23 protein-coding genes are annotated in these 20,960 nt (G+C 45.8%); 13 read left to right on the forward strand and 10 right to left on the reverse strand.

The window, feature by feature from the left end:
* Positions 1-8: 8 nt before the first annotated feature.
* The gene (locus HQ865_RS05385; protein WP_202020453.1) at positions 9-2,354 is read left to right on the forward strand and encodes an alpha-L-rhamnosidase-related protein; all 2,346 of its coding nucleotides are present in this window, start codon (positions 9-11) and stop codon (positions 2,352-2,354) included.
* Positions 2,355-3,032: 678 nt separating this feature from the next.
* On the opposite strand, the gene HQ865_RS05390 is transcribed toward HQ865_RS05385, so the two are convergent.
* The 3 genes from HQ865_RS05390 to HQ865_RS05400 form a co-directional block, all read right to left on the reverse strand.
* Positions 3,033-3,962, reverse strand: coding sequence for a phytanoyl-CoA dioxygenase family protein (locus HQ865_RS05390; protein ID WP_173413904.1), 930 nt, complete (start codon positions 3,960-3,962; stop codon positions 3,033-3,035).
* A gap of 300 nt (positions 3,963-4,262) precedes the next feature.
* A complete protein-coding gene (locus HQ865_RS05395) occupies positions 4,263-4,493 on the reverse strand; it encodes a transposase (RefSeq protein ID WP_173413905.1) in 231 nt (76 codons plus the stop codon).
* A gap of 7 nt (positions 4,494-4,500) precedes the next feature.
* Positions 4,501-5,064 (reverse strand): cation diffusion facilitator family transporter, encoded by a 564-nt coding sequence (locus HQ865_RS05400; RefSeq protein WP_173413906.1) that lies wholly within the window; start codon positions 5,062-5,064, stop codon positions 4,501-4,503.
* Positions 5,065-5,171: 107 nt separating this feature from the next.
* On the opposite strand from HQ865_RS05400, the gene HQ865_RS05405 reads away from it, so the two are divergent.
* Positions 5,172-5,627, forward strand: coding sequence for a nuclear transport factor 2 family protein (locus tag HQ865_RS05405; protein WP_173413907.1), 456 nt, complete (start codon positions 5,172-5,174; stop codon positions 5,625-5,627).
* Between the two features lie 48 nt (positions 5,628-5,675).
* On the opposite strand, the gene HQ865_RS05410 is transcribed toward HQ865_RS05405, so the two are convergent.
* A complete protein-coding gene (locus HQ865_RS05410) occupies positions 5,676-6,314 on the reverse strand; it encodes an RNA polymerase sigma factor (RefSeq protein ID WP_173413908.1) in 639 nt (212 codons plus the stop codon).
* Between the two features lie 119 nt (positions 6,315-6,433).
* On the opposite strand from HQ865_RS05410, the gene HQ865_RS05415 reads away from it, so the two are divergent.
* From HQ865_RS05415 to HQ865_RS05440, 6 genes are all read left to right on the forward strand, one after another.
* Positions 6,434-6,820, forward strand: coding sequence for a hypothetical protein (locus HQ865_RS05415; protein WP_173413909.1), 387 nt, complete (start codon positions 6,434-6,436; stop codon positions 6,818-6,820).
* A 5-nt stretch (positions 6,821-6,825) separates the two neighbouring features.
* Positions 6,826-7,491: an FAD-binding oxidoreductase gene (locus HQ865_RS05420; RefSeq protein ID WP_173413910.1), complete on the forward strand. Its 666-nt coding sequence runs from the start codon at positions 6,826-6,828 to the stop codon at positions 7,489-7,491.
* Positions 7,492-7,497: 6 nt separating this feature from the next.
* Positions 7,498-7,911, forward strand: a complete 414-nt coding sequence (locus HQ865_RS05425) for a 6-pyruvoyl trahydropterin synthase family protein (RefSeq protein ID WP_202020454.1) — start codon at positions 7,498-7,500, stop codon at positions 7,909-7,911.
* Complete coding sequence (gene folE / locus HQ865_RS05430) at positions 7,871-8,557, forward strand: GTP cyclohydrolase I FolE (protein ID WP_173413911.1); 687 nt, start codon at positions 7,871-7,873, stop codon at positions 8,555-8,557. Before HQ865_RS05425 ends, folE begins: the two co-directional genes overlap by 41 nt.
* 65 nt (positions 8,558-8,622) lie before the next feature.
* Positions 8,623-9,945, forward strand: coding sequence for an MFS transporter (locus tag HQ865_RS05435; protein WP_173413912.1), 1,323 nt, complete (start codon positions 8,623-8,625; stop codon positions 9,943-9,945).
* A 14-nt stretch (positions 9,946-9,959) separates the two neighbouring features.
* Positions 9,960-10,688, forward strand: a complete 729-nt coding sequence (locus HQ865_RS05440) for a (Fe-S)-binding protein (RefSeq protein WP_173413913.1) — start codon at positions 9,960-9,962, stop codon at positions 10,686-10,688.
* A 4-nt stretch (positions 10,689-10,692) separates the two neighbouring features.
* On the opposite strand, the gene HQ865_RS05445 is transcribed toward HQ865_RS05440, so the two are convergent.
* The 3 genes from HQ865_RS05445 to HQ865_RS05455 form a co-directional block, all read right to left on the reverse strand.
* Complete coding sequence (locus HQ865_RS05445; RefSeq protein WP_173413914.1) at positions 10,693-11,229, reverse strand: hypothetical protein; 537 nt, start codon at positions 11,227-11,229, stop codon at positions 10,693-10,695.
* A gap of 128 nt (positions 11,230-11,357) precedes the next feature.
* A complete protein-coding gene (locus HQ865_RS05450) occupies positions 11,358-11,879 on the reverse strand; it encodes a hypothetical protein (RefSeq protein ID WP_173413915.1) in 522 nt (173 codons plus the stop codon).
* A 66-nt stretch (positions 11,880-11,945) separates the two neighbouring features.
* On the reverse strand, positions 11,946-12,263 hold the full coding sequence (locus HQ865_RS05455) for a zinc ribbon domain-containing protein (protein WP_173413916.1): 318 nt from the start codon (positions 12,261-12,263) through the stop codon (positions 11,946-11,948).
* A 362-nt stretch (positions 12,264-12,625) separates the two neighbouring features.
* On the opposite strand from HQ865_RS05455, the gene thrS reads away from it, so the two are divergent.
* The 5 genes from thrS to HQ865_RS05480 all read left to right on the forward strand — a co-directional run bounded on the left by thrS (position 12,626) and on the right by HQ865_RS05480 (position 17,248).
* Positions 12,626-14,551 carry a threonine--tRNA ligase gene (gene thrS, locus HQ865_RS05460; protein ID WP_173413917.1) on the forward strand — a complete coding sequence of 642 codons (1,926 nt, stop codon included), beginning with the start codon at positions 12,626-12,628 and terminating at the stop codon, positions 14,549-14,551.
* Between the two features lies 1 nt (position 14,552).
* Positions 14,553-15,122 (forward strand): translation initiation factor IF-3, encoded by a 570-nt coding sequence (infC, locus tag HQ865_RS05465; RefSeq protein ID WP_173413918.1) that lies wholly within the window; start codon positions 14,553-14,555, stop codon positions 15,120-15,122.
* Between the two features lie 141 nt (positions 15,123-15,263).
* Entirely contained in the window at positions 15,264-15,464 is a 201-nt protein-coding gene (gene rpmI / locus HQ865_RS05470) for a 50S ribosomal protein L35 (RefSeq protein WP_173413919.1), read from the forward strand.
* A gap of 77 nt (positions 15,465-15,541) precedes the next feature.
* On the forward strand, positions 15,542-15,886 hold the full coding sequence (gene rplT, locus HQ865_RS05475) for a 50S ribosomal protein L20 (RefSeq protein ID WP_173413920.1): 345 nt from the start codon (positions 15,542-15,544) through the stop codon (positions 15,884-15,886).
* Between the two features lie 549 nt (positions 15,887-16,435).
* Entirely contained in the window at positions 16,436-17,248 is an 813-nt protein-coding gene (locus HQ865_RS05480; RefSeq protein ID WP_173413921.1) for an enoyl-ACP reductase FabI, read from the forward strand.
* 187 nt (positions 17,249-17,435) lie between these two features.
* On the opposite strand, the gene HQ865_RS05485 is transcribed toward HQ865_RS05480, so the two are convergent.
* From HQ865_RS05485 to HQ865_RS05495, 3 genes are all read right to left on the reverse strand, one after another.
* Complete coding sequence (locus HQ865_RS05485) at positions 17,436-18,989, reverse strand: ArnT family glycosyltransferase (protein WP_173413922.1); 1,554 nt, start codon at positions 18,987-18,989, stop codon at positions 17,436-17,438.
* Positions 18,990-19,071: 82 nt separating this feature from the next.
* Entirely contained in the window at positions 19,072-20,550 is a 1,479-nt protein-coding gene (locus HQ865_RS05490; RefSeq protein WP_173413923.1) for an ATP-binding cassette domain-containing protein, read from the reverse strand.
* A 61-nt stretch (positions 20,551-20,611) separates the two neighbouring features.
* Entirely contained in the window at positions 20,612-20,839 is a 228-nt protein-coding gene (locus HQ865_RS05495) for a hypothetical protein (RefSeq protein ID WP_173413924.1), read from the reverse strand.
* Positions 20,840-20,960: the final 121 nt, after the last annotated feature.

Consider the following 20,960-nt stretch of genomic DNA (forward strand, 5'->3'; position numbering starts at 1 on the left):
GCCTTGTTGTGCTTTTCATATTCACGTTAGTTTACCAGGCCAAGGCGCAAATGAAGGACAGTAAAATTACCACACCCGTAACCACCTGGAATGCCGACTGGATCGGTTGCCCGGGCGTAAACCTAAAAGAGTATGGCGTATACCACCTGCGTAAAACATTTGAGTTGGCAGCTAAACCGGGCACGTTTGTAGTGCATGTTTCGGGCGATCAGCGATATCGCTTGTTTGTTAACGGCACCCCGGTATGCTTTGGCCCGGCACGTGGCGACTTGCGCAACTGGAATTATGAAACCATTGATATTGCCCCATGGCTAAAAGTGGGTAAAAACGTATTGGCAGCGCAACTATGGCATATGGGTGGCGGCGCTCCCGCGGCGCAGGTATCGGCCCAAACCGGGTTTATTTTACAAGGTAATGGCGATAATGAGCAACTGGTAAATACCGGCAGTACCTGGCGCATCATAAAAAACGAGGGTTACTTTGCCGAGCCTTTCCCTGCATCGCGCCTGGCATCGTACATCGTTGGCAGTTGCGATAGCGTGATATTTAAAAATTACCCGCTTAACTGGCAAAATCCCGATTACGATGATAAAAACTGGCTCACCCCGGTAAGCGAAGCCAAGGCCCGCTATTATACCGAAAAGCGCATCCTTAAACCGCGCGCCATCCCGATGATGGAGGAAACACCTGAACCCATAACCGGCATTGCGCGGGTGCAGGGAATGGATCAGGCTACAATAGTAAAGGCGTTTGACAGCAATGGCACCGTCTATATCCCGGCCAATACAACCGCTACCATTTTATTCGACAGGGAAACACTAACCACGGCCTATCCCGAAATTACATTTAGTCAGGGAAGCGATAGTAAGGTAAAGATAACTTATGCCGAATCGTTATTTGACAGTAAGGGCTTGAAAGGAAACCGTAATGAAATTGCAGGGAAGAGTATAAAGGGTTATTATGATGTTTTTATGCCCGATGGCGGCACAGGCAGGCTATTCCGTCCGTTGTGGACGCGCACATTCCGCTACCTCCAGTTTGATATTACAACCGGCAGCCAGCCGTTGGTGTTGGATAGGTTGCAATCGGTGTTTACGGCTTATCCGTTTAAAGAGAACGCCGTTTTTACATCGAATGATAAATCGCTAACCGATATCTGGACTGCCAGTTGGCGTACCGCTCGCTTGTGTGCCAACGAAACTTATATGGATTGCCCGTATTACGAGCAATTGCAATACGTTGGCGATACCCGCATACAAGCGTTGATCTCTTTATATGTATCGGGCGATGACCGGCTGATGCGCAATGCCATCGAACAATTTCATCAATCGCAGATTCCCGATGGCTTAACCATGGATGCCTACCCGGCAGGCGGTGGGAAGTTTATTCCTCCGTTCTCCTTATTCTGGATCTCGATGTTGCATGATTACTCCCGGTACCGGGACGACTACCCATTTGTGGATAGGTACCTGGTACCCATGGAAGCCATATTGCAATGGTTTCAGCATCGGATAGACCCGCGTACCGGTATGTTGGGCCAACTACCCTTCTGGAACTTTGTTGATTGGTCCTTTACCTTTAAAGGCATCCCGCCGGGCGGCATGGATGGTAATTCAGCCATATTATCGTTGCAGTATGTTTATACCTTGCAACAGGCCGCGCAGTTATATGCACAGGCAGGGCAAGCGCAAAAAGCCGCTCAGTATAGCAAACTGGCTTTGCAAATACGGCAGGCTGTTTACCGTAATTGTTATGATGCCGGCAAAAAGCTTTTAGCTGACTCTCCGGAAAAGAGATCATTCAGCCAGCATGCCAACATCTGGTCGATATTAACGGATTGCATCCCGGGGAAGGATCAGCCGGCAACCATGCAGCAGATCATAGCTGACCGTTCGCTTATCGGAACATCGTTATACTACCGGTTTTATTATGCGCGCGCGCTCAAAAAGGCAGGTATGGGCAATTTATATATCAGCACCCTGCAACCCTGGAAGGATATGCTGGCGCAGGGCTTCAGTACCTTCCCCGAAACTTTGGAACCCAATGTTCGCTCGGATTGCCACGCGTGGAGCGCCAGCCCATGTTACGATTTCCTGTCGACTATTTGTGGTATAGATACAGATGCCCCCGGTTTTAACAAAGTGCTGATAGCCCCCAACCCAGGTAGCTTAACTGATATATCGGGTACAATGCCACATCCCAAAGGTCAAATAAAGGTAAGCTATAAAAAACAGCCCGATGGGGGATATTTGGCAAAGGTTGAACTGCCGCCGAACCTGACTGGTCGTTTCGTTGCAAAAGGTAAGGTAATCGCATTAAAAGCGGGCATACAAACTTTTACATTTTATAAATAGGAGTTTGTTATCAATGTTAGAAAGTTTTTGCCGTTAGAAATTAAATGTCAAAAGCATAATGAGTTCAGTGCGGGCCCCAATTATCAGAATCAATCGAAATCAGCAATAGATATTTTGAGCTATTGATTTTATTGTTTGAACAAGGCCCCTCTCTGACTTTGATTAATTTGATACTCATCTTGCCGAGTGAATGGGAATCTATTAGAACACCTTGATGGAATTTTAGCTGTTATTAAAGAAATTCTCACTAATTAAATTTAGTGATCGATACATAAATATGGCTTTGTTTTTAATTACCGGGATTTAAGATTTTATAATTGATTTGTTTTATCGTTAATATTGATCATCATTATTGGTTTTGCTGAAGGATTTTAATTTGTTTATACATTCTGTAATTCTTGGGATAATTTCTCCAACGATCACATGGGCAGACAGAGGATTCGAACCCCAGGATCTGTCATAGTCAACGATTTTCAAGGCTGCCACGATCGACCACTCTGCCAGCTCTACTAACAGATATGGGAAGATGAAGGTGTTATAGTGGGCCGCAACCTGAATATGTTCATGTCAAAACTCAGGAAAAACCAGAAGCTGACTCAAACATCAACATTGTTGTGATACGCGACAACGGTTATGAGCTTGAAATTAGCGCCTCGGGATAATAAAGCTTTAAATTGTTTACTTCCAGATATCCGCAGTAACTGTTTTTACCGGCTTATAGGTTATATATTGTACCATACGCGGCGTTTTCCCTTTGTTTGGGGTAGCACAATGCGGCAATGCCTGGTGCCATATCACGAGATCGCCTGCTTTTCCCGGCACAGCGACAGGTGTTAATTCATTCAATGCTGCCACCCTGGGACTGGCGCCGGCGGGTAATGCGGCCATCCATTGGTCTATGTTTTTATGAAAACCGGGCACACAATGAAAGGCTCCGTCTGCAGCGGTTACATCATTCAGATATAACAATCCCTGCAAAACAAAAGGTATAGGTAATTGCAGGCTTACATCCCAGTGAAGCGGGCTGCCTGCAAATGTATAAAAGTTTGTTTCAGGCGGATTGAAACTTACTTTATCTACTAAAAGGTAGATATCCGTTTCGCCGTACAGTTCCCGGTATACTTGCCTGATCTTTGCAGCCCTCCTGTTTACTTCAAGAGCCGTGTGCTGAAAGAAACTAAGCATTAATCCTTTTTTTTCGGGGTGAAACTTGTACCAACTGGCGGGATCAGTTATATCAGCATCAAGAAACTGCCATATAGCATTTCTTGCGGCAACTGCATCTTCCTCAGCTACAGCATTTTTAACTACTAAATAGCCATTCCTATCCCAAAAATCCAGGTCCTCTGCGGTTAGTGATACATCACTGAAAACGGCCGGTTGCTCTGAAAGTTTTGTTTGGCCCAGCCAGTCAATAAACGCGTCGAAGGATGGGTTTTTTGAATATAAATAGTTCAACGCTTCTTCCGTTCCTCTGCCATATGAAGATAAACTATATACTTGCGTTTCCCATTCGCCGGGAATTGTATTATTTGATATTTTATATCCCGGAGTATTCCGTTCCCAAAATTTATATAACGCGGTGAATGATATTGTTTCCGTTTCCATGTTATGTGATCCACACAACCAGACACTTTAAACAAAGAGACTTTGTAAACCTGGTGTTCGATAGCGATCTATACTATCAAATATACGCAATGCCGGATATTCCTTGGTGTAATTTGCTAAAAATAAAGCAAAAGATTACCTGAGGCATAAAAGAAGAGGCCGTCTCATAATTCAATTATGAGGCGGTTTTTTCGTTGATGCCGATTTAGATGAGTTATTAGGAAAGCGGGACTGTATCAGCCTGCTTTCGATTTTTTTGAGTTGGTTCAGGTGTTTTTATCGGATAAAAAGCCTTTTTTATCAGGCTTTCCACTTTCTGAGGTTATGTGCGATGGATAATAATCCTATTTCGACCTCGGTTTTGGACATTCCCTTCAGCAGGAATCGCCTGAAGCCGTGATTATGCTTCAGGTTGGCGAACACCGGTTCGATATCTGCGGGCCGTCGCTTTCGGTATTTGATGCCCTTTTCGGTATTCAGTCTTTCTTTCGCTATCTGCTTGTGTATTCTAAGGCTGTGGTTGATCTCCACCACGCGGTTACACCGGCATATTGTATCGTTGGTTCAGGTAAAGGCAAATGCCCACCACAAACAGGCCGGCCACGGCGGCGCTGTCTTCAAATAGTACCAGGAAGTTGGATGGATCCTTGCTTTTTACCACAGCTTCCCAAAACGGGGTTTGGCCGCGCACCTGCTTAAAGTGCTTAATAGCGATTACAAGCGATGCCCCCTCAAAAAGAACGGATAAGCCCAGTACCCAATAACTCATCAGCGGGTTGCCCAGCGGTTCCGGTTCGCGGATGTGGACGATGCCCTGATAAATTGATATGCCCCCGCCCAGCCCGAAGATGAGGATGGACACAATGAACGACCAGAAGTAAAGTTCCTTGCCGTAGCCAAAGGGATGCAGCGAATCCGGCTCCTTTTTGCTGCGGTAAATACCTAACAACAGTAAAACCTCGTTAACCGTATCAACCAGCGAGTGGATGGCCTCGGATATCATCGACCCGCTTTTACCAATAATGCCGGCTATAAACTTGGTGATAGCGATCAGCAGGTTAGCAACCAGCGCCCCATATATTGATGTTTTTGACGAAGCCATACACGCATATAAATAGCATGCCGTATCCTTTGTTTGAAATTTTTGAAGATAGCACTTAGGGTTGTACTTAAATGATGTACATTGTGCTGATCAATCACGCAAAAATCATGGATAATAAACAACTGATCGAAAAGTTTTACAGTTCGTTTGCCAATGGCGATGCCAACGGTATGATAAGTTGCTATACCGATGATATAACCTTTACCGACCCTGCATTCGATACACTACATGGTGATGATGCCAAAAGCATGTGGCGCATGCTGCTGCAAAACAAGGGCGTAAAGGTAACTTTTAGTAATGTAAGTGCCGATGACAAAACCGGCAGCGCCCTTTGGGTAGCCGAATATACCTTCAGCCGCACCGGTAGGAAGGTGATAAACCGGGTATCCGCGCAATTTGAGTTTCGGGACGGCCTGATCGTAAAGCATACCGATAGCTTCGACGTTTGGAAATGGGCCGGACAGGCCATGGGATTTGCAGGCTGGCTATTGGGCTGGACGCCTTTTATGCGCAACAAAATTCAGCAGCAGGTGAGGGGTTTGCTGGCGAAGTTTAAGGGTTAAAGCGTCATTTGCTTCGCGGTCGTTAGGGTCACTCGCTGCGCTGTCATTTTACTTGTTAATTGCCTGCATCACGTGGTTAACTATTACATCACAGCGCACCAGGTTAAACTCAAAAAGCTCTTTCGGCTGCCAGTAGCTGTTCAGCTCGGCGCGTAGCATTTCCTTAGCGCGGGTAAGGCGTATCTTTACGTTCGACTCGCCAATGTCCAGCGCTTCCATGGTTTCGGAGGTGCTCATGCCCTGTACTTCGCGCATTACAAATACCATCCGGTATTTGTCGGGCAGTGTTAAAACCGCCTTTTCCAGTATTGTTTTTAATTCCTTGTTCATCAGGTCATCTAAAGGGGTATGGCTGTGTTGGGTTTGCGGGGTACTTTCGCTTAGTGCCTTTTCCATATGCTGCCTCCGTTTTTTGCGCAGCAGGCTTTCGTTGATCAGGATACGCGTAAGCCAGGTATTAAAGCTTGATTGCTGCCTGAAGCTGGCCAGCTGCCGGTAGGCATTAATATAAGCCGTTTGCATAATATCCTCGGCCTCCTTGTCATCATTAACGATCGACATGCTGATGCGGTACAACTGCGTATTGAATTTGCGCATCAGTTGCTCGTACAAATGCTGTTCGCCGTTCAATATCCGGGTTACAATCTCTTCATCAGTGGGTGGCGCCGGTCGCTCGGGTTTTGTCATATGATATAGCAATTTAAAGGATAGAGTATCGGGCGGCAAAAGGGTTACAAAATGATGGAAAATATATTTTGTAACCCTTTTTTAACAGCTAAGCTCTAATGTATAAAAATTAAACAATTATGGAAGATCAAGCAAAAATCATTAAAATGGTGCAAACCCTGTTGAAGTTTACTTATGGCCTGGTACCCGTAGTGGCCGGGGCCGACAAATTCACCAACCTGCTTACCGATTGGGGCCATTACCTTAGCGCCGGGCAAAAAGCAATGCTGCCCTTTAGCGAACATGTATTTATGATGATAGTCGGCGTTATTGAGATAGTGGCCGGCGCGCTGGTGCTGATCGCCCCGCAAAAGGCTGGTTATTTGGTGAGCGCCTGGCTGGTACTGATCGCTTTAAGCCTGTTAAGCAGCGGTAACTACCTTGATGTAGCCGTACGCGATATTGTAATGGCCATCGGCGCTTTCTGCCTGGCTAAAATTTCGGCCCTTGAAATTGCTAAAAATTAAAATAGATGGATAAGTATATTGTTAAAGTTTTAGCTGTAGATACCCTCACACATAATGTAAAACGCTTTTTGGTAGAAAAACCTGCCGGGTATAATTTTATACCCGGTCAGGCTACCGACGTGGCCATTAACCTGCCCAGCCTGGAAGGCGAGTTGCGTCCCTTTACGTTTACATCTATGGTAGATGACGATCACCTGGAGTTTATTATTAAAATATACACCGGGCACAATGGCATCACCGAAAAGCTGGGCAGCGTTAAGCCCGGCGATGAACTGATCGTGCATGAAGTTTTTGGCGCCATTAATTATCGCGGCCCGGGCGTGTTTATTGCAGGCGGCGCAGGAATAACACCATTTATTGCCATACTGCGGCAGTTAAAAAAGGAAGACGGACTGGCAGGTAATACGCTATTGTTTGCTAACCGCACTGCCGGCGATATTATTTTGGAAGCAGAACTTAACGAATTATTAGGCAACGATTGCAAGCATGTTTTAGAACAGGCCCGTAACAAATCGCTGCCGGGCAGCTGGGTTGACCGTAATTTACTGGAGGCACATATCAGCCCGGATGCTTTTTATTATATCTGTGGCCCTGATGCGTTTACGCAGGCAGTGATAGATAACCTGGGCAGTCTGGGTGTGGCCGAAGATAAAATTGTGATTGAACAATAACAGGCCATGATCAACATTACTTTATGCCGTGCCTTTCACTTTAACGCAGCCCACCGTCTGCATAACCCGCACTGGACCGACGAACAAAACCGCGAAGTGTTTGGCAAATGCAATAATGCCAACTATCATGGCCACAATTACCAGCTTATTGTTAAAATTACCGGCGCTGTAGATCCCGAAACAGGTTATGTGATGGATATGCGCGCGCTGAAAGATATAGTTGAAGCCAACGTCATTGAGCGCTTCGACCATAAAAGCTTAAACCTCGATACCAAAGAATTTGAACACCTGAACCCCACGGCCGAGCACATCGCTTACGTAATTTACAATGTGCTGCGGCCCATGGTTGATGGTGATAAAAAGATAACTATAGTACTTTATGAAACAGAACGAAACTTTGTTGAATATACCGGAGACTGAACTTTTACTGGAAGATATGCTGGGCGATGAGCATATCGGTACATCGTACGATACCCCTTTGCGCCCCAACGCGTTTGATATGGGCGACACGGAAAAGATAAAGCTGATCGCCTATCACTTTAGGGAAATTATGCAAACGCTGGGTTTGGATCTAACCGACGACAGCCTGAAGGGTACCCCGGGCCGGGTAGCTAAGATGTATGTTAAAGAGATCTTTAGCGGGCTGGATCCGGCTAATAAGCCTAAGATAAGCCTGTTTGAAAATAAGTACCGCTATAGCCAGATGCTGGTAGAAAAGAATATCATCCTCTATTCAAACTGCGAGCATCATTTTGTGCCGATAGTGGGCAAGGCGCATATCGCATATATCTCGTCCGGCAAGGTTATCGGGCTGTCAAAACTGAACCGCATTGTGCAATATTACGCGCAAAGGCCGCAGGTGCAGGAGCGGCTTACCATACAAATAGCCAACGAACTGAAACAGGTATTGCAAACCGAAGACGTGGTCGTGGTGATAGATGCCACACACTTATGCGTATCATCGCGCGGAATTAAGGATGTAAACAGCAGCACAGTAACCGCCGAGTATTCGGGCGTGTTTTTAGATCAGGCCCGTAAGGAAGAGTTTTTGAATTATCTGAAATGAGTAGCGGCGACTGATGATCATTGTTTTTGTAAGTATTAAAAAATCCCCTACTTTTAATTCATCGCATGCAAAACAAAAACAACCCCAAAACTATCAGAGCCTGGGCCATGTTCGATTGGGCCAACTCTGCTTATAACCTGGTCATCACCTCTACTATATTCCCGGCCTATTACGTAGCTATCACACAAAATGCTAAAAACGGCGATAGGGTAACCTTTTTTGGCCACAGCTTTGTAAATACCGCTTTGCAGGATTACGCCTTATCAGCGGCTTACTTGCTTATCGTATTGCTACTGCCCATCCTGTCGTCCATTGCCGATTACCGGGGGAATAAGAAGATCTTCATGCAGTTCTTTACCACTATCGGCGCCATATCCTGCTGCTGCCTGTATTTTTTTACTAAAGATACGCTGGAGATGGGGGTAATTGCCTTCGCGTTGGCAGCTATTGGTTACAGCGGGGGCTTTGTATTTTATAACTCGTACCTGCCCGAAATTGCTTCGATCGATATGCAGGATAAAGTGAGCGCAAAAGGGTTCACCTACGGATATATTGGCAGCGTGCTGTTGCAACTCATCTGTTTCTTATTTGTGCTGAAGCCGGAGTGGTTCCACATCACTGATGCCAGTTTCCCGGCCCGCCTGTCGTTCTTACTGGTAGGCTTATGGTGGATGGGTTTTGCCATGATTCCCTTTACCGTATTACCCAAAGGCAGCCCCAACGCGCAGGGGCATCATCATCATATTATAAAGGGCGGTTTTATTGAATTGGGTATTGTATGGGGAAAAGTGAAGAATATGCCATTGCTCAAACGCTTTCTGCCTGCATTTTTCTTTTATTCGATGGGGCTGCAAACCGTAATGCTGGTGGCTACGGGCTTCGCGGCCAAAGTATTACATATGGGGACGGCTTCGCTCATATCTATTATTCTTATTATTCAACTGGTAGCTATTGCTGGTGCTACCTTAATGTCGCGGCTTTCGGGCAAGTATGGTAACGTACGTGTACTGATAGCGACCGTGATTTTATGGATCGGTGTTTGCATAGCCGCTTATTTTACCAGTACTGATACGCAGTTTTATATAGTGGCTGTAGTAGTTGGTTTGGTGATGGGGGGGATCCAATCCATGTCGCGCTCAACCTATTCTAAATACCTGCCCGAAAATACACCTGATACCGCCTCGTTCTTTAGCTTTTACGATGTGACCGAGAAGTTAGCGATAGTAGGCGGGGTATTTAGCTTTGGATTTATTGAGGAGTTGACCGGTAGCCCGCGTAATTCGGTATTGGTACTGGGCCTGTTTTTTATTGTAGGCCTGGTATTATTGTTTTCTTTGCTTCGGGCTGAAAAAAGTACCGGTAAAAATTCGGACTTTAGCGCCGCGTAATTTATTTGTACGGAATGAAGGTAGAATTATTTATCCCCTGCTTTATGGATCAGCTTTACCCCGAAACGGCTATGAACACCGTTAAGCTGTTGGAAAAGGCCGGGTGCACGGTTGATTATAATCCCGCCCAAACCTGCTGCGGGCAACCTGCCTTTAACGCCGGTTTTTGGGACGACGCTAAAACCGTGGGTGCTAAATTTCTGAACGATTTTTCGGAAGATGCTATCATCGTATCGCCATCGGCATCCTGCACCGGCATGGTGAAGAATTATTATACCGATCTGTTCCTTAATACCGTTAAGCACAATAAATGCCGGGCTATACAGGCCAATATCTTCGAGTTATCACAGTTTTTGGTGAACATTCTGCAGTTCGATTACTTCGGCGCCGAGCTGGATGGCCGGGCCGTTTACCACGATAGTTGTAGTGGCCTGCGCGAGTGCAAAATAAAGGCCGAGCCCCGCCAGTTACTGGAAAAGGTGCACGGCCTTGAATTGCTGCCATTAAAAGATAACGATACCTGCTGCGGCTTCGGAGGTACATTCGCCGTTAAGTTTGACGCTATATCAAGTGCCATGGCCCAGCAAAAGGTAAACAACGCGCTCGAAGCCGGGGCCGAATACATCATCAGTACTGATGCATCGTGCCTGCTTCACCTGCAGGGTTATATCGATAAAAACAGCCTGCCTGTTAAAACGATGCACCTGGCTGACGTACTGGCCAGCGGCTGGGGGAATGTGTAATTTCTTATTGCCTTGTTAATACCCTGGTTTGCGTAATATAACCATACGGCAGGCCGCTGCCCTCGTATCCAAACACCAGTAATTTTTCTGATAGGATCAGTTGCCTTTCGTTCAGCGAAATGATGGTGTAACTATTGATATTCGCGCTGTTCTCAAACGCTGCGGCGCCTTCCTTAACGTGGTTTACATTGGTGCGGTTGCCGTTTATGTTTTTTGCCGGCCAGTTTTGCCCCAGCATTGATATTTCGGGGGAGTAGCTATAGTGATCAAACACCCGGTCGGTATGGGTATTGCCGGTTAATGTATAAGCCTCATAGGTGCCGCCGGGTAAAAAATCGGTGTACATGGCCGCGCCGCTGGTCATGGCCGATAGGGTGTCTATTCCGGTCAATACACCCCTGTCGTAAGTGCTGTTATAAATAGCGGTCTCCTTCCAGGTGCCGATGATGGCAACCTGTGGGTCGGGCGGAGTAACAGGCTTTTCTTTTTTGCAGGCGGCTAAAGCGAAAGGAAGCATGCAGATGAGCCAATGTTTTTTCATGTGATGCAGGTTTATATAGATAAAGTTTAAAATGGTTAATTGCATACTATGACGGCTATTGCGCATTATAGTTTAACCGCTTTTAATTTTTATTGGGAATATAATAACCGCGGCGAAGATATCGGAAGTTAATTTCTTATCAGTTTGCGGATTTGTATCGTGTATCCAGGCGATGCTGTTTGCCCACCATCATAAGCGCCGTAAACATTATCGGGTATTTTAACCGATAGTGTAAGGATATTGCCATCAAACGACAGGATATTGTAGATGTATCCATCATTACCATTTTGTCCGGCTGAAGCCCTCATCCGGCCAATGTTGTTGCTGGTATTACTGCTGCCGGCCTGCCAGGTTTGGCTTAATGTTTTTGTAGCATTATTGTAGGTGTAGATGCCATCCAGTATTTCTGTTTTTGCGCTGCCGGTAAAAGTATATGATGCAAAATGGCCATTACCCATAAATTCGGTATAGTAAGTACTGCCAGTTGTTAATACCGGGATGGTATCGGCGGCAGTTGCCACATTAGCTGCGTTATAAGCCATGTTGATCATCATGGTTTCTTTCCATGTGCCGATTACCGGGGATGTACTGTTATTTTTTTTGCACGAAAATAGCAGAATAGGGAGTAGCAACAGGAAGTATCTTTTCATAGATATGGCTGAACACGGGCTAAATTATCAACCAGATTTAAACTTATTGTTAAGTTATACCCGGTTTTAATATACCGAGATCACCGCGAGAAACAGCAGCGCAATTAACCCGGCCCATGTCCACAACGGGGCATGGGTTTGTGTTTTTATTTTATCGCAGCTTAATTTTAATCCTGTTGGCATTGCCCGTTCCCTCAGCACTTTTCGGCAATGGTTACATTGCGATACACTGTACTTGCCGGCAGGGAAAAGTGGTATCATAAATATATGCGCGTACCGCTGAAAGATGTGTGCATCCATAGTGCCGGCTGTATGGCAATTGGTGCATTCATCTTCTATCGGTTCAACGGCTATTTTAGTGGAATTAGCTCCGAAAAATATCATCGGTTGTGCTTCGGTTTATTAGGGTTGACTAATGTAAGGATTGCCGGCGATTTAAGAAAACAAAAATTAATTGTTAAGATAAAAATTAACAGGAATTAGTGAAGTTACAAACTTTCCTTTATCTGTAGGCTTCAGGTATAAACTGAAGCCAGTAAAGCTTTTATGATAGGATAATTTTGCGTAGCAAAATTATCCTATCGGGGCCACACCACTGGTTTCAGTTTATAACTGAAACCCCGGATGAAATGAAGTTTGTAACTTCATTCCTCCCAAAAATCCGTATCTTCGTACCGATAAAAAAGATCACTCCCGTAAGTGATTGACCATTAAATATTTTATTGAACAAAAAATCATAGTTGTAGATGATTAACATTACACTTCCCGACGGATCCGTTCGTCAGTACGACAAAGGGATCACTTCCGCGCAAATTGCATTATCCATTTCAGAGGGCCTTGCACGTAACGTTTTAGCCGCCGAGGTTGATGGCCAGGTATGGGATGCCAGCCGCCCCATCGAGCAGGACGCGCATGTGAAACTGCTTACCTGGAACGATGCCGATGGTAAATCAACCTTCTGGCATTCATCGGCCCACTTACTGGCCGAGGCTTTAGAGGCGCTTTATCCGGGCACTAAGTTCGGTATCGGCCCGGCTATTGAGACCGGTTTTTATTACGATGTGGATTTTGGCGACCGTACTTTCTCGCAGGATGACTTTAAAGCCATCGAAGATAAAGTGCTGGAACTGGCAAAAACCAAGTCTGAATATATCCGCAAGCCGGTAAGTAAAGCCGATGCGATTGAATACTTTACCGAAAAAGGCGACGAATACAAGCTTGACCTGATTAAGGACTTGCCCGACGGTGCTATTACATTTTATAGCCAGGGTAACTTTACCGATTTGTGCCGCGGTCCGCATATACCTAATACAGGCTTCATAAAAGCTGTAAAGCTGATGAACGTGGCCGGTGCTTACTGGCGCGGCGACGAAACCCGCAAGCAACTGACCCGTATTTACGGCGTTACCTTCCCTAAGGCCAGCGAACTGACCGAGTACCTGACCATGATTGAGGAAGCCAAAAAACGCGACCATCGCAAGCTGGGCAAGGAACTGGAACTGTTCGCCTTTTCTGAAAAGGTGGGCATGGGCCTGCCATTGTGGTTACCGAAAGGCACCGCCCTGCGCGAGCGTTTAGTAAATTTCCTGCAAAAGGCGCAGGTAAAATCGGGTTACGAGCAGGTAATTACCCCGCATATTGGGCACAAAAACCTGTATGTAACTTCAGGACACTACGAGAAATATGGTAAGGATAGCTTCCAGCCGATAAAAACCCCGCAGGAGGGCGAGGAGTTCTTTTTAAAACCGATGAACTGCCCGCACCACTGCGAGATCTACAAAACCAAGCCACGCAGCTATAAAGACCTGCCCGTGCGCCTGGCCGAGTTCGGTACCGTGTACCGTTACGAGCAAAGCGGCGAGCTGCACGGCTTAACCCGTGTACGCGGCTTTACTCAGGATGACGCGCACTTATTCTGCCGCCCTGACCAGGTGAAGGACGAATTTAAAAAGGTGATAGACCTGGTGTTATACGTATTCAAAGCTTTGGGTTTTGATAACTACGTGGCACAGGTATCCCTTCGCGACCCTGAGAATAAAGGCAAATACATTGGCAGCGACGAGAATTGGGCACTTGCCGAAAACGCAATTATCGAGGCAGCCAACGAAAAGGGTTTACCAACCGTAGTAGAGTATGGTGAGGCCGCTTTTTATGGCCCTAAGCTTGACTTTATGGTGAAAGACGCCCTTGGCCGTAAATGGCAATTGGGGACTATACAGGTAGATTATAACCTGCCCGAGCGTTTTGAGCTGGAATACACCGGTAGCGATAACCAAAAGCACCGCCCGGTAATGATCCACCGCGCGCCGTTTGGTTCGCTGGAAAGGTTTGTGGCTGTGCTGATTGAGCATTGTGCAGGCAATTTCCCGCTGTGGCTGTCGCCTGAACAATTTATTATTTTGCCGATCTCAGAAAAATATGAAGATTATGCAAAAAAACTTTCAGATGAATTAAAAGATTCCGATATTTGCGGGCTTATTGATTTCAGGGACGAGAAGATCGGGCGTAAAATACGCGACGCTGAAATCAAAAAGATACCGTTTATGTTAATAGTAGGCGAGAAGGAAGCGGCTGAAGGGCTGGTATCTGTCCGCCGCCACGGTGAAGGCGATTTGGGCAGTATGACGGTAGCAGAATTAAAAGAAAAAATAATAAAAGAAATAACAGTATAACTTGGCATTAAACAAACCCAATTTTAACAGAGGTCCGAGGCCGCCTTTCAAGAAGAAAGAGGCTGAACACAACATTAATCAATACATCCGCGCGCAGGAAGTGCGCTTAGTGGGTGATAATGTAGAGCAAGGAGTTTATTCGCTCCGCGATGCCCTGGCTATTGCGCAGGAGCAGGAACTGGACCTGGTTGAAATCTCTCCGAACGCGGTTCCGCCTGTTTGTAAGGTAGTGGACTATAACAAGTTCATTTACGAACAGAAGAAAAAGCTGAAGGAGATCAAGAATAACGCCAAGCAAACGGTTATTAAAGAGATACGTTTCGGGCCGAATACCGATGACCACGACTTTAACTTTAAGCTGAAACATGCTACCAACTTTTTGGAAGCAGGCGAAAAAGTGAGGGCTTACGTACACTTTAAAGGCCGCGCCATTGTTTATAAAGAACAGGGCGAGATATTACTGTTACGCTTTGCCCAGGCTTTGGAAGAAGTAGGCAAGGTAGAGCAATTGCCAAAGCTTGAGGGTAAAAGGATGTTTCTTACCGTTGCGCCAAAGGCAGCCAAAAAGTAATTAGTTAATGTGCAGATGTGCGAATATGCAGATGTGCAAATGACAGAATTAAGATAATTAATTAAGGTGCAGTGATTGCACGGATAGTAATAATAGCAAAACGTATAGGTTAATACGTCTGATAAAAACAAAAATCGAGTTATGCCAAAAATGAAAACCAATTCCAGTGCAAAAAAGCGTTTTAAGCTTACTGGAACCGGTAAAATCGCAAGGAAAAACGCATACAAAAGCCACATCTTAACCAAGATGTCTACTAAACGTAAGCGTAACTTAGGTCACACCAGCTTAGTATCTGATGCTGACATGGGTAACGTAAAACGTATGCTTTGTATCGGAAAGTAATTAATTAATTTTTAACCCAGGTATTCGAGTTCGTCAAGTTCCCTTAAGCGGGACACTCACTACCAAAACACAACAACATGCCACGTTCAGTAAACGCAGTAGCATCACGCAGAAGGCGTAAAAAGATCATGAACCTTGCCAAAGGGTATTATGGTTCACGCAGCAAGGTTTATACCATTGCTAAAAACACAGTAGAAAAAGGTTTGCAGTACGCTTACCGCGACCGTAAAACCAAAAAAAGAGAGTTCCGCGCTTTGTGGATCCAGCGTATCAATGCCGGCGCACGCCAGCACGGTATCTCTTACTCACAATTAATGGGTAAGCTGAATGCTAAAGAGATAGGCCTGAACCGTAAAGTTTTAGCCGACTTAGCTATGAACCATCCGGATGCTTTTAAAGCAGTTGTTGATGCTGTAAAATAAGCTTCTCTCTCTTCTATAAGAGTTTAAAAAAGCGCCCTGGTTACCGGGGCGCTTTTTTTGTTGCACAATCATCCTCCCGATGTCATTGCGAGGAGCAACGGGGGAGATCTGTGAAATGGGGCGACGTGGCAATCTCATAGGCAGGTCCTCGTTGCTTGTCCTATGGGATTGCCGCGCTATCGCTCGCAATGACAAGCTGATTATAGCACCACCGCGCAACCATAAACCCGGGCGCAGCGTAAACCCCACAGCCTGCGCTGGCCTTGTGAGCCGGGGGGGCGAGGAGTTGTAGCGTAGCACGGGAACAAACGCTGATAGTAGCACTGGCAGTGCTTTTCAAAATACCACCACGTCATCGCAAGCGATAGCGTGGCGATCCCCGACAGGCAGATCTGCTCTACAAGGCGGCTTTGCTTTCCGGGGATAGCCACGTCGTTCCACTCCTCGCTATGACGAAGTGTATATGAGGATGATAATCAACAAAACAATTTCGTATTCCTCAATTAATTATAACTTTACACCGCTTTATCAAAACAAACAAAATTAGCTATGGCTTATAATTTATTAAAAGGTAAAAAAGGCATCATCTTCGGCGCGTTGAACGAACAATCTATCGCGTGGAAAGTTGCACAGCGTGCCGTACAGGAAGGCGCTGAAATTGTGTTATCAAACGCGCCTATTGCTTTGCGCATGGGCGAACTGAATAAACTTGCTGAAGAATGCAACGCGCCTGTAATTGGTGCCGATGTAACCAATAACGACGACCTGGTTAACCTGTTCACTAAAACACAGGAGCATTTTAACGGCGGTGTCGATTTTATACTGCACTCTATTGGTATGAGCGTTAACGTGCGCAAAAGCATCCACTATACCGAAAATAACTACGATTTTACCCATAAGGGTTTTGATATATCGGCCTTGAGCCTGCACCGTGTTTTGGCTACCGCCATGAAGATGGATGCCATTAACGAGTGGGGCAGCGTGGTAGCCCTGAGCTACATTGCCGCCCAGCGTGTATTCCCTGATTATAACGATATGGCCGATAACAAAGCTTACCTGGAAAGCATTGCCCGTAACTTTGGTTACCAGTATGGTGTTAAAAAGAAAGTGCGTGTAAATACCGTATCGCAGTCGCCAACCCGCACCACTGCAGGTTCGGGCGTTAAGGGTTTCGATGGCTTTATCAACTACGCCGAAAAAATGAGCCCGCTGGGTAATGCTGATGCGGATCAGTGTGCTGATTACTGCGTAAGCCTGTTTAGCGATATGACCCGTATGGTAACCATGCAGAACCTGTTTCATGATGGTGGTTTCTCGTTCACTGGCGTAACGCAGGCCGTTATCGAGCAGATGGAGAAGTAGTTTTTTAGAGATCAGAGGTAAGTTGATCAGAGATTAGGTACCCATCCTTACAGCGAGTAGCGATGGGTTTCAAACCCATCGCTACGGTGAAGAGACTCTTTTAACTAAAATATATAAACTAAGAAGCCCTGGGCAATTACTCCGGGCTTCTTAGTTTTTTAAAGCTTTTGGCTTTGTTCTTTCGGCTTTATTGCATTCGCTTCTTTGCCAATTCCTGGTTATATCGGTCATAAAGCCCCTGCTTAGGTTGGCTGAGTAGAAAGATAGCCGTCCCTTTTTCGCGGGCGTATGGTGTGGTTACCTCACCGGTTTTTACGGCGCTGCCAAATAACATGCCCAATTTGCCAATTTCGCTTTCGTTGGTGGCGTTAACATATATCATATGTTCAAAATGCAGGCTGTCTGGCGCCCATAGGGTAAAGCTGCTGTTTAGGCTGATAGCTTTGGGGATATGGTATTGCTCAGCATATTGGTGCAGCGCGCCGGCTTGTCCATAATTACTGGCGAAGATGACAGTATGCTTCTGCTGCTCGGGCGTGAGGTTATGATAGGTATCGCCTACCTTTTTAGCCATCTCGTCCCAACCGAACATATCGGCGTAATCTTGTGTAAGCGGGTGCTTCTTTTTATCTTCCCAGGTAACGGCAAAATCAAAAAAATGCAGTTTGCCAACCGAACTGAACCAGCCTAAGGTTTGGTTGATGTTTAACACCGGCAAAAGCAGGGGCAGCAATAAAAGATTAGGCACTGTAAATAAAACGGCCACTGTTGTGCGTATGCCAGTGCCGGCGCTTTTTAACAAGCGTTCGTAGGCAATACCGCCCGCTGCAAATAGCATGGGATAAGCACCAAACAGGTAATAGGCCTTTCCATTCATCAACAGCAGAAATAAAAATACCAGCATGTAGGCAAATGCCAGGAACTGAAACTTGCGCAACCTGAACGATATCAGCAGGAATATAAACCCCGCCAGCCAAACAAACAAGGCAATGCCGTTCACCAGGAAGTTTTGTGCGATAAAGTCGGACGGGTGATTATAATCCAGTTGTTGCTCCTTTAACTCGTGCATGTGGTTAATAAAGGGAAGGTGATGCGCGAATTGCCAGATGACGTTAGGCAGGAAGATAACAAACGCAATGACAAAGGCGATAAATACCTGCTTGCTGAAAAGTATGCGACGCTGTTTGCTGATGAGTAGTCCCAATATCAGCGCGAATGTGAAGAACGCCATGCTATACTTGGTCAGCATGCCGAAACCTACGCACGCGCCCAACCAATACAAATACGATGCCTTTTGGGTATTGATATATCTAATCAGCAGCCATGCCGCCAGCACCCACCAAAACTGATCGAACACGACGGGTTGGAACAAATACTGACTGGCCACAAAAGCCGGGGCAGCCAGCATAGTAACGCAGGCCAATATCACCGCGAATTTACGGCCGCCCATTTCAACCGTGATCCGGCCGGTAAGCCACATGATCAATCCGCTGCAAATAGTAGGGAATACCCGCGCCGCGAATACCGATGTGCCGAACAAGTGCTTGCTGGTATAAGCCAGTACGGCAATAAACGGCGGCACTTCCTTATAACCCCAGTCTAAATGATCGGCCAGTACCAAATGCAGTAACTCATCGCGATGGAAGCCGAAATGCGGCATGGCCAACAAATTGAGCAGTATCTTTAAGGCAACAAAGGTTAGTATCAACCAATTGTAATCAGGCCGCTTGCTTGAGATCATGTTTAAAGATAGTGATTAGAGATCAGTTAATTAGAGATTAGTATGTAATTCGCTCAATTACTAATCTCCGATCTCTGATTAACTAATCACTCACAATGTGGCCATTTACCAGCCTCAGCGTCTTATCCACGCTATCGGGGATATGCTCGGCATAGTGCGTAACATAAATCAGGGTGATATTGGTTTGCCGGCAAATAGTGTCGATAAGTGCTTTAAAGTGTGCTACCTGATGGTCGTCCATCCCCTGGCAGGGCTCGTCCAGTATCAGTAGGGTAGGGCACTTGATCATGGCGCGGGCCAGCAGGCACAGGCGCTGCGCGCTTGCAGGGATATTTTTTAGCAATTGGCGGGCATACTGGTCAATCTCCAGCATTTTCATCCATTGCAGGGCGCGCCCGGCTTTAGTTTTGTCAGACGGGCGGAAAAGGCCCATCGTATCGTAGTAGCCCGATTCGATAGTTTGCAGGCAGCTGTTGTCGGCCGGGAAGTATTGGTAAAGCTCAGGCGATATGAAGCCGGTCTTTTTTTTTATATCCCAAATGCTTTCGCCGCTGCCGCGCTTTTTATCAAACAGGATGATATCGTTGGCATATGCCTGCGGGTTATCGCCATTGATAAGGCTTAGCAGGGTTGATTTCCCCGCGCCGTTATGCCCCATCAGTGCCCAGCGTTCGCCTTGCTTTACCTGCCAGTTGATATGCTGTAAAACAAGTTTTTCTCCATAACGGATGTTTACATTACGCATAGCTACAACATCGGTATAAGCCGGGGCCGGATAGCCGGTAATCAGCCCGCTTAAATCAAAACCCGCTAATGATGCTTTTTCGGACAACTCTTCTGGTTGATACTTATCCCTGGTAGTGATATTTAATGTACTATTTTTTATCACACCAACATGCGTTATGGCAGCCGGCAGTTCATGCGGACTTGTAGCCATAGCAATGGTTATACCTGTAGCAGCTATTTTGTTTACAATGTTGTTAAACTCCTGCCGGGTATCGGTATCCAAACCTGCCAACGGATTATCCATCAATAGTAATTGTGGGTTTTTTAGCAGCGCGGCGGCAATCATCAGGCGTTTAATTTCGCCGTTGGATAGTTTAATGAGTTGTTTATCTGCCAAAGCCCCCAGTTTAAGCAGGCTGATAGTATTGGTAAGGTTCCAGTGATGCGAAGCAGGAAATGCTATAGCTACCTGTTCAAGATAGGCGCTTACAGTAAGCGCGTCTTCCGAATCGGATGAATTATAGCGTTGCTGATAATAGAGATCGGAGGTATTAGATAGGTTGCGAAAGTGATGCCTTGATGCTACAAAGGCAATATGCCGGCGGAAATCGGTTGGATGGTTATTGCTTTGCCCTTCAAAATTCCGTGTGATCTCGCCTTTGCGGTTTTGTAAGTTACCGGCAATGGTTTGCAATAGTGAAGTTTTGCCCGATCCGGCGGCGCCCACAAACGCCCAATGTTGGCCGGCTGTAATTTCAAGATCAAGGTTGTTTAATACCGGTTTGCTTAAATAGCCAATATCTACACCTGTAATAACAATAAATGGTGGTAACATATTCAGGTGCCTAATATAGGCCATCCCTACAGATTATTTCAAATAAAAATTATGCAGCAACTTATGCCGATTGCATTAAGTTATTTTTACCCGGGTTAAGGTTTGGGTTTTTCTTGTTTAGACGATTCCATGTTTCAAAATCAACTAAAGGGCCGGTAACTACATTTTTGCAGGCATCATTGGGGCATTTTACCTCCCATAATCCTTTTTTTGTTTGATCGATAACAGGCCTTGTTCCACACTTTATACAATTTTCACATTCAATTCCGGGCTGTATATCGTAACTCATATTATATAATAAATAAACGCTTTCTTCGACGTGCAAAGATAACAAAGGTTTAAACGCTGAACTATTTTAATTTAAAAACATGTACGATAAGTCAGTATTTTGGGATTTCGTTTTTGTGAAT

Origin of the sequence: Mucilaginibacter mali (assembly GCF_013283875.1) — a bacterium.
Classification (GTDB): domain Bacteria; phylum Bacteroidota; class Bacteroidia; order Sphingobacteriales; family Sphingobacteriaceae; genus Mucilaginibacter; species Mucilaginibacter mali.

What these genes read in the sequence shown, in the direction of transcription:
- HQ865_RS05390 (WP_173413904.1), bottom strand. Translation starts at nt 3,962, where the DNA reads ATGGAAACGGAAACAATATCATTCACCGCGTTATATAAATTTTGGGAA.
- HQ865_RS05400 (WP_173413906.1), bottom strand. Translation starts at nt 5,064, where the DNA reads ATGGCTTCGTCAAAAACATCAATATATGGGGCGCTGGTTGCTAACCTG.
- HQ865_RS05405 (WP_173413907.1), top strand. Translation starts at nt 5,172, where the DNA reads ATGGATAATAAACAACTGATCGAAAAGTTTTACAGTTCGTTTGCCAAT.
- HQ865_RS05410 (WP_173413908.1), bottom strand. Translation starts at nt 6,314, where the DNA reads ATGACAAAACCCGAGCGACCGGCGCCACCCACTGATGAAGAGATTGTA.
- HQ865_RS05415 (WP_173413909.1), top strand. Translation starts at nt 6,434, where the DNA reads ATGGAAGATCAAGCAAAAATCATTAAAATGGTGCAAACCCTGTTGAAG.
- HQ865_RS05420 (WP_173413910.1), top strand. Translation starts at nt 6,826, where the DNA reads ATGGATAAGTATATTGTTAAAGTTTTAGCTGTAGATACCCTCACACAT.
- HQ865_RS05425 (WP_202020454.1), top strand. Translation starts at nt 7,498, where the DNA reads ATGATCAACATTACTTTATGCCGTGCCTTTCACTTTAACGCAGCCCAC.
- folE (WP_173413911.1), top strand. Translation starts at nt 7,871, where the DNA reads ATGAAACAGAACGAAACTTTGTTGAATATACCGGAGACTGAACTTTTA.
- HQ865_RS05435 (WP_173413912.1), top strand. Translation starts at nt 8,623, where the DNA reads ATGCAAAACAAAAACAACCCCAAAACTATCAGAGCCTGGGCCATGTTC.
- HQ865_RS05440 (WP_173413913.1), top strand. Translation starts at nt 9,960, where the DNA reads ATGAAGGTAGAATTATTTATCCCCTGCTTTATGGATCAGCTTTACCCC.
- HQ865_RS05445 (WP_173413914.1), bottom strand. Translation starts at nt 11,229, where the DNA reads ATGAAAAAACATTGGCTCATCTGCATGCTTCCTTTCGCTTTAGCCGCC.
- HQ865_RS05450 (WP_173413915.1), bottom strand. Translation starts at nt 11,879, where the DNA reads ATGAAAAGATACTTCCTGTTGCTACTCCCTATTCTGCTATTTTCGTGC.
- HQ865_RS05455 (WP_173413916.1), bottom strand. Translation starts at nt 12,263, where the DNA reads ATGATATTTTTCGGAGCTAATTCCACTAAAATAGCCGTTGAACCGATA.
- thrS (WP_173413917.1), top strand. Translation starts at nt 12,626, where the DNA reads ATGATTAACATTACACTTCCCGACGGATCCGTTCGTCAGTACGACAAA.
- rpmI (WP_173413919.1), top strand. Translation starts at nt 15,264, where the DNA reads ATGCCAAAAATGAAAACCAATTCCAGTGCAAAAAAGCGTTTTAAGCTT.
- rplT (WP_173413920.1), top strand. Translation starts at nt 15,542, where the DNA reads ATGCCACGTTCAGTAAACGCAGTAGCATCACGCAGAAGGCGTAAAAAG.
- HQ865_RS05480 (WP_173413921.1), top strand. Translation starts at nt 16,436, where the DNA reads ATGGCTTATAATTTATTAAAAGGTAAAAAAGGCATCATCTTCGGCGCG.
- HQ865_RS05485 (WP_173413922.1), bottom strand. Translation starts at nt 18,989, where the DNA reads ATGATCTCAAGCAAGCGGCCTGATTACAATTGGTTGATACTAACCTTT.
- HQ865_RS05490 (WP_173413923.1), bottom strand. Translation starts at nt 20,550, where the DNA reads ATGTTACCACCATTTATTGTTATTACAGGTGTAGATATTGGCTATTTA.
- HQ865_RS05495 (WP_173413924.1), bottom strand. Translation starts at nt 20,839, where the DNA reads ATGAGTTACGATATACAGCCCGGAATTGAATGTGAAAATTGTATAAAG.